This window comes from Frankia sp. CeTa3Moorea (genome assembly GCF_978021225.1).
In genome coordinates this window covers 52,182-59,024 of sequence record NZ_CDXDOR010000003.1, presented here as the reverse complement: position 1 = coordinate 59,024, position 6,843 = coordinate 52,182, and the positions used below count along the sequence as shown (strand labels likewise).

The following is a 6,843-nucleotide window of genomic DNA, read 5'->3' as shown; positions in this document are numbered from 1 at the left end:
CGCGCATGGCTGGCCCGTTCCGGGAAGGTGAGGCAGGAACGACCAGGGCCGGCACGACCTGAACCAGTCCGCTGCCCGCCTGGCGGAACACCCCGATCGCGCAGACCCGGCGGCGGCCGTCGGCCTCCCGGCGAAGATGAACGGCGGTGTGGAGCGCTGCCGCGATATGGCTGTGGACCGCTGGGCGGGACAGCCCGGCGAGGGCGGCGAGAGCCTCCAGACGGGTGGGCAGCGCACTGGTGTCGTTGGCGTGCACGGTGCTCAACCCGCCCTCGTGACCGGTGTTGAGGGCGACGAGGAGATCGAGCACCTCGGGGCCGCGGACCTCGCCGAGCACCAGCCGGTCCGGGCGCATGCGCAGCGCCTGGCGGACCAGATCGCGCTGGGTCACCTCGCCAGCGCCCTCGATGTTCGGCGAGCGGGCCTCGAGCCGCACCATCCCCGGACGGTCCATGACGAGCTCGGCGGTGTCCTCCACTAGCACGATCCGTTCGTCGGGGCGCACCGCTCCCAGTAGCGCGGCAAGTAGCGTGCTCTTGCCCGAGCCGGTTCCCCCGGTCACCACGATTGCAAGTCGGGCGCTCAGGACTGCGTGCAGCACGGCCGCCACGGCCGGGCTCATTGTTCCGGCGAGCACGAGTTCGTCGAAGGTGAAGGGGCGACGCCGGGTCCGTCGCAGCGACAGGCACGTACCCTGCACCGCAATCGGTGCCAGAACCGCGTGCAACCGGGTTCCGTCGCGCAGTTGCACGTCGGCGAAGGGCATCGCGGCGTCCAGGCGCCGCCCGGCCGTCGCGGCGAGACGAACGGCCAGGCGCCGCACCGCTTCCTCGTCCGCGAAAGCGACCGAGGTACGGATGAGCCGGCCCCGGCGTTCCACCCAGACCTCGCCGGGCCCGTTGACCAGGACATCGGTGACGTGTGGATCAGCGAGGAGGGAATCCAGCGGGCCGGCTCCGAGCGGCTCCGCGGGTGCGGTCGTCGGTTCCGGTGGTTCCGGTGGTTCCGGTGGTTCGAGCGGTTCCGGCGGGATTGCGAACGGCGGTGAAGATCGTGTGGAGACCGCGGGCCTCGCGGCCGCTCGGGCAGCCGGTGAGGCCGCGTGACCTGTGGCGGGGAATGGGGACCTGCGTCGCTCGCCGAGCCCGGTCATGACCAGGCCTCCGGATCGGGCCACACCCGTGGCCCGAGAACGCCGAGGCGGGTCAGCAGTTCCTCGCTGAGGCGATCGATGGTGTTCCCGCTGGCTGAGCCGCCGTAGCGGTCGCGAGTGGGAACCGGACGGTGCCGTCGGCTGCTGATCACCCCGGCCAGTGGCACGCCGAGCATCGTGGCGATCGCCTCCGGGGTGAGGCGGTCGGACGGGTGCAGCCGGACGACGGCGCGCACATCGGCAGCCTGGCGGATGGCAGCCGAGCAGACACGTTCGGCCGCCACGATCGACGGCAGGTCCGCGGGCGTGACGATCAGCACCGTCTGGCAGGTCCGCAGGGCCACGGTGGTGCCCGCGTCGGTTGCGGTGGCCGCCGGATTCCCTCGGCCGGGGAGATCTAGGATCACCAGGTCGGACGTGCAACGAGCGGTCGCGAGCAGGGTGGCCATCGTCGCCGGGGGAACGGCTGGGCTGACAGCGGGATCCCAGGACACCACGGAGAGGTCACCCCGGCGGGGCAGCAGGCCGGACCAGGCGATCGGCCCGACCGGGCCGTTCCCGTCCATCTGGTCATGCTGGTCGTGGCGCGCGGGAAACAGCGACGCCAGGCTGGAGGTCTCCCCGCCAGGGAAGGCACCGGACATGGACGGCACGAGGCGGGCGAAGGCGGGAGCGAGCCCACCACCGTGCGGATCCGCGTCGATCAGCATCGTGCGCAGGTCGTGCCTCAGCCCGGCCAGGGCTAGCGAGACGGCCAAGGTGGAGGCTCCAGTCCCGCCGCGGCCGCCGATGATGCCCAGCGTCACCGAATGATGCCGATCGAGCCCGTCGAGATCGCTGAGGAGGTCGACGAGCCAGGGCTCGGCTTCGGGAAGGAAGACCACGTGATCGGCGCCGATGCGCACGGAGGCGTCCCACACCCGGCCGTCGTCGACCTGTCCTCCGACCAGGACGACATGCCGTCGATCGGGCAGCGCGGCCGCGATGCACGGCTCGATCTCGTCCATTCCGACGATGATCAGGGGAGCCGACGTCCAGTTGCGGCGCACCGCGCTCATCTCGGCGGCGACCGTCATCGATACACCGGCGGCCGCCGCAAGCCGCAACAGATCGTCAAGCAGGTCCGGAATGGCGGTGACGACGAGCGGGCGTACGACCGGACCGTGGTTCTCCGCGGCGGTCAGCAGGGGCGGCGCAGGGGACATGGCGGCCTCGTTCCCATCAGGGTCGGGGAAGACGTGGTCTCACCATGCGCCGCGACAGGCCCTGTGGATGACCGCCCTCCACAGGGCCTGAAGATGTTCTGATGGAGGTTTCGACCGGCCGAGACCCTGCCGAGACCGCAGGCCGGGAACGCGTGGCTGCCGCCTACGTGGCAGGAGGGGCGGCGGCCCACGCAGGGGTCCGTACCGAGTGGTTCATACGGGCAGGTTCGTTGTGGTCCATCCGTGCAGCGGATCCGTCAGGTGCGTCAATCGCGCCGTAAGTGTGGATCAGGTCCGGGCGAGCGCCTCGCAGACGGCGAGGGACTCCCGTGCGGCGAGTTCCAGGGCCTTCGCGCAGTGCCGTACCCAGATGGCCACGCCGTCGGCGCCGCCACCGACATAGGCTGCGGCGGCCTCGCGGTACCCGGCGATGACGTCCCCGGCGATGACGTCCCCGGTGCGGTCCACCCGCAGGATGCTCGCCGGGTTCTGTTCCAGCTCGAGATGCCCCACGTCGGTCGCCGTGAGCGCCTTGGGATCGAGGCCCCGGCCGATCAGGACCAGGCGGGCGGCGGCCCGGGCGATGACCCCGTCGAGGGCACCGAACGGTCGCAGGGCCAGCAGTTCCCCGTGCACCACGGCGGCCACCACGATCGCCGGCGCGCTCGTGGGCGCGACGAGGAGTCCGGTCAGGCCATCCAGCCGGACCGAGGTCTCCACCGAGTGGGGAGGCGGGCCCAACCGCAACGGGTCGAGGATCTCCCGGGTGCCGGCATCGGCCCGCGGACGACCGAGCTCGTCGTCCGGGACGAAACCCCGGCCCAGCAACACGTGCATGCGGGCCAGGGCCTGTCGCGGTGCCTGCTCCCAGGCCGGAACCAGGATGCCCAGCTCGGCGTAGAGCCGAACCGTGCCGAGGACGACAGGGAACGGATGGCCGGATCCGGCCATGGCGGCGTCGTTCCGCGTACCGCGGTCGGTGACCGCTCCGGCCTCCGACGCGTCCGTCTTCTCCAGACCGGGGAGCACACCTTCGGGCCCGGATCGGGCCAGGTGCGCCCGCAGTTCGTCCAGGCTGATCTCGTATCCCTCGAGGGCGGCGCAGGCGTGGGCGGCCCGCAACGATGCCTCCGCGGTCACCTCGGCGCTCTGGCGGCGCAGAACGCGGTGGCGCAGGAGCGTGTCCACCGCGGATCGGGCGCTGTCCGCCGCTTCGCGCACTCCGGGCAGAGCGGCAACACGGGCGAGTGGATCGGCGGCGAGGACTGTTCCAGACGGGCGGAGACTCACAGCTCGCACGCTACCCGTTCGTGCCATGCGGGCTGGGCCACGCGGGGTCGGACCGCCCGGGCCGTGCGGGCTAAGCGGGAAGACGGTGAGACCCGTAGGAGGAGTCACAGGTCTGAGCCGCGTCGTTGGGCCTCCGGGCGGCTCCGCGCGGGGGAGACTGCGTAGAGGGACCGGGGCGGCGGACCGCGTCACGACGGGGGACGGTCGGCCGGGAGGGTGTTGCCGGGAGGGTGTTGCCGGTATGGGCCGGAGGGGCCCAGGGCGGATGGCCTCCGGTGGGGCTTCCCGGTCCGCCGCCGGTTCGGACCCTGTCGGATCAGGGCGCAGGTCGGATCAGGGTGGTAGCGCGAACTGTCCCGCCGTCCAGCACGGGCGGGTCGCCGCCAGAGGGAGGACCAGAAGTGTCGATCGCAGCCGGGAAGGCTCGGGACGGCCGTGAGCCGACGCTGGGTGAGCTGGTGGCCCTGGCCACTCGCGATGTCTCGTTGCTGGTTCGTCAGGAGATCAACCTGGCCAAGGCCGAGCTCGCCCAGCAGGCGGTGTCAGCTGTGCTCGGAATCGGTTTTCTGGCGGTGGCGGCCGGCCTCGGGTTCTGCGCTCTGATCGCCGTCACGATCTTTCTGGGGGAGCTGTTCACCTGGGCCGGCATCGAGCGTTTCTGGTCCTATCTGCTGACGGCCGGTCTCTACCTCGTCGTTGCGGGGCTGCTGGCCCTGTTCGCGATGGCGCGGTTCCGCAAGCTCTCCCCGCCCGAGCGGACCATCCAGACCGTGCGCGACGACATCACCTGGCTACGTAATCCCACGACCGCCCCAGTCGGGTCGACCGCCCCAGTCGGGTCGGCGGATGCGGCCGCCCACCCGGGCCAGCGCGGGCACTGACACCCCCGCGCTGGGTGCGCGGTGTCCGCCGGTACCCAAGCCTGCCGGCGGTCGGCAGAGGGTCTGGCAACGGAGCCGGCGGCGGACGTTCGAGGGCCGACTGCGGACCCCACGACCGGCCCGTCACGAGCACCGCCGGTCCGGGGCCGAGGGCTGGTCTGCCATCCTGGCAGGCGATGGAGGACACCGTTCCCGAGCCCGCCACCGTCCTGGTCGACGGGCCGTGGCGGCACCGTGACGTGTCTGCCAACGGTACCCGGCTGCACGTGGCGGAGTTGGGGAGTGGCCCGCTCGTCCTGCTGCTGCACGGCTTCCCGCAGTTCTGGTGGGCCTGGCGTCACCAACTCACCGCGCTGGCGGCGGCGGGCTACCGCGTCGTCGCGCCGGACCTGCGCGGCTATGGAGCGAGTGACAAGCCGCCTCGGGGCTATGACGCCTTCACTCTCTCCGATGACGTGGCCGGTCTGGTCAGGGCATTGGGGGAACCGGACGCCGCGGTCGTGGGCCACGACTGGGGTGGGCTGCTTGGCTGGACCACCGCGGTTCGTCACCCGATGGTGGTGCGTCGGCTCGCGATCCTGGCCATGCCTCATCCGCTGCGGCTGCGGCACCAGATCGCGGCGGATCCCCGTGGTCAGGGTGCCGCCAGCCGGTACATGCTCGGTTTTCAGCTGCCATGGCGGCCCGAACGGGTCCTGGTGGCCGAGGACGCCGCCCACGTCGCAACGCTGCTACGCGGCTGGGGAGGACCGGGGTATCCGGATGCCGAGGCCGAGCGGCGATATCGATCGGCAATGCGCATTCCCGGGGTGGCGCACAGCTCCCTGGAGTACCACCGGTGGATCTTCCGGTCGTTGTTCCGGCCCGATGGGGCGCGTTTCGGTAGTGTCCTCCGTCGGTCGCTGCGGATGGAGACCCTGCAGATACACGGGGAAATGGACCGTTGTTTCCTGCCGTCCACCGCCCAGGGCGCCGGGCGTTACGTCAGCGGTCCCTACACCTGGCGCCTGCTCGGTGAGATCGGGCACTTCCCGCATGAGGAGGCCCCCGACCTCGTCAACGCCGAACTGCTCGGCTGGCTTCGTCCCTGAGCGTCGCCCGGCCGCCGGTGCGGGAGTACCGGCGGTCAGTCGCACCCCTGCGTGCTCACCTCCGCCGTGGCGATCACCCCGGCGGCGGCAGGCCTGGCCACTTCGGCGGCGCTCAGGACGTAACCGGTGTCGCTGTCGTTGACGGCCGCGGCGAACACGACGCCCAGGACGTCCCCGCTTTCGGACAACAGGGGTCCACCGGAGTTTCCCGGCAGCACCCGTCCGCGGACCGCGTAGATGTCGCGCAGGACGAGGCCGTGCGAGTAGATGTCCGGGGCCTGGGCGGTCTGATGGTTGCGGACGCGCGCCGCCACAGTGGTGTAGGGCCCGTCCTGGGGATAACCGGCAATCACTGCGGCATCTTCGGCCGCGGCCGGTGGGTTTATCCGGAACCGTAGCGGCGGCCGTTGCAGGTCCGGCACGCGGAGCACGGCGACGTCCCGGTCGGGGTCGAACAGGACGACCTCGGCCGGCAGGGTGCGCGAGGCCAGCACGATCATCGGACGGTGCACCCCGGCTACGACGTGCGCGTTGGTCATGACGCGTTGCGGGGCGATGACGAACCCGGATCCCTCGACCCGTTTGTCGCAGGACCTGGCGACGCCACGGATCTTCACGATGCTCGCCGCCGCGTTGCGGACCCCGGCAGTCTGGGTGGAAGCGGGATCGGGCGGCTCGGCGGCGACGATGCGCCCGCCGCCGAGCCCGGCGAAGACCTCGGGGAAGCCGTTGTTGTCGGCCAGTTGGCGCAGGTCGGCGAATGCACTGCGGACCTCGTTGGGCATCCCGGCGTCCACGGTGGCGAGGATCCGCGATTTCCGGACAGAGCGAGCGAGGGACTCGAAGGGCGACCGATCGACGGCCGTCGCCAGCAGCCAGGCGACAAGAACCACCGATAAGCCGGAGAGCACCGCACCCGCGGCGGCATCGACGGCCCTGCCGGGGCGCCAGGTCACCCGGTCCCGGATGGCGACCCCGACCGCGGTGCCCGCGACCTGCCCGACCAGGGCGAGACCGAGCACGGTCAGGAGACCGACCATGGCGCCGTGGCTCTCCTGACCGATCAGTTCGGCGAAGGGCTTCGCGACCTTGGCACCGAGCACACCGCCGCCGAGGAAGCCGACGAACGACAGCGCGCCCACCAGGAAGCCCTGCCGGTACCCGGAGATCGCGAAGAGCACGGCGAGCAGGAGAAGAACGATGTCCAGGACGTTGAGCACGAC

6 protein-coding genes are annotated in these 6,843 nt (G+C 71.5%); 2 read left to right on the top strand and 4 right to left on the bottom strand.

Features of this window, described 5'->3' with window-relative positions; genetic code table 11:
• The 3 genes from AC08OV_RS01285 to AC08OV_RS01275 form a co-directional block, all read right to left on the bottom strand.
• Positions 1-946 (bottom strand): TadA family conjugal transfer-associated ATPase (locus AC08OV_RS01285; protein ID WP_476619159.1); only part of this gene is annotated, 946 nt, incomplete at its 3' end.
• Between the two features lie 203 nt (positions 947-1,149).
• Positions 1,150-2,358, bottom strand: a complete 1,209-nt coding sequence (gene ssd, locus AC08OV_RS01280) for a septum site-determining protein Ssd (RefSeq protein WP_476612433.1) — start codon at positions 2,356-2,358, stop codon at positions 1,150-1,152.
• Between the two features lie 288 nt (positions 2,359-2,646).
• A complete protein-coding gene (locus AC08OV_RS01275) occupies positions 2,647-3,675 on the bottom strand; it encodes a hypothetical protein (RefSeq protein ID WP_476612434.1) in 1,029 nt (342 codons plus the stop codon).
• Between the two features lie 374 nt (positions 3,676-4,049).
• On the opposite strand from AC08OV_RS01275, the gene AC08OV_RS01270 reads away from it, so the two are divergent.
• Together AC08OV_RS01270 and AC08OV_RS01265 are read left to right on the top strand one after the other, a co-directional pair.
• On the top strand, positions 4,050-4,529 hold the full coding sequence (locus AC08OV_RS01270) for a phage holin family protein (RefSeq protein ID WP_476612352.1): 480 nt from the start codon (positions 4,050-4,052) through the stop codon (positions 4,527-4,529).
• Positions 4,530-4,705: 176 nt separating this feature from the next.
• Positions 4,706-5,620, top strand: a complete 915-nt coding sequence (locus AC08OV_RS01265) for an alpha/beta fold hydrolase (RefSeq protein ID WP_476594877.1) — start codon at positions 4,706-4,708, stop codon at positions 5,618-5,620.
• Between the two features lie 35 nt (positions 5,621-5,655).
• On the opposite strand, the gene AC08OV_RS01260 is transcribed toward AC08OV_RS01265, so the two are convergent.
• Positions 5,656-6,840: a MarP family serine protease gene (locus tag AC08OV_RS01260; RefSeq protein ID WP_476612353.1), complete on the bottom strand. Its 1,185-nt coding sequence runs from the start codon at positions 6,838-6,840 to the stop codon at positions 5,656-5,658.
• Positions 6,841-6,843 lie beyond the last annotated feature (3 nt).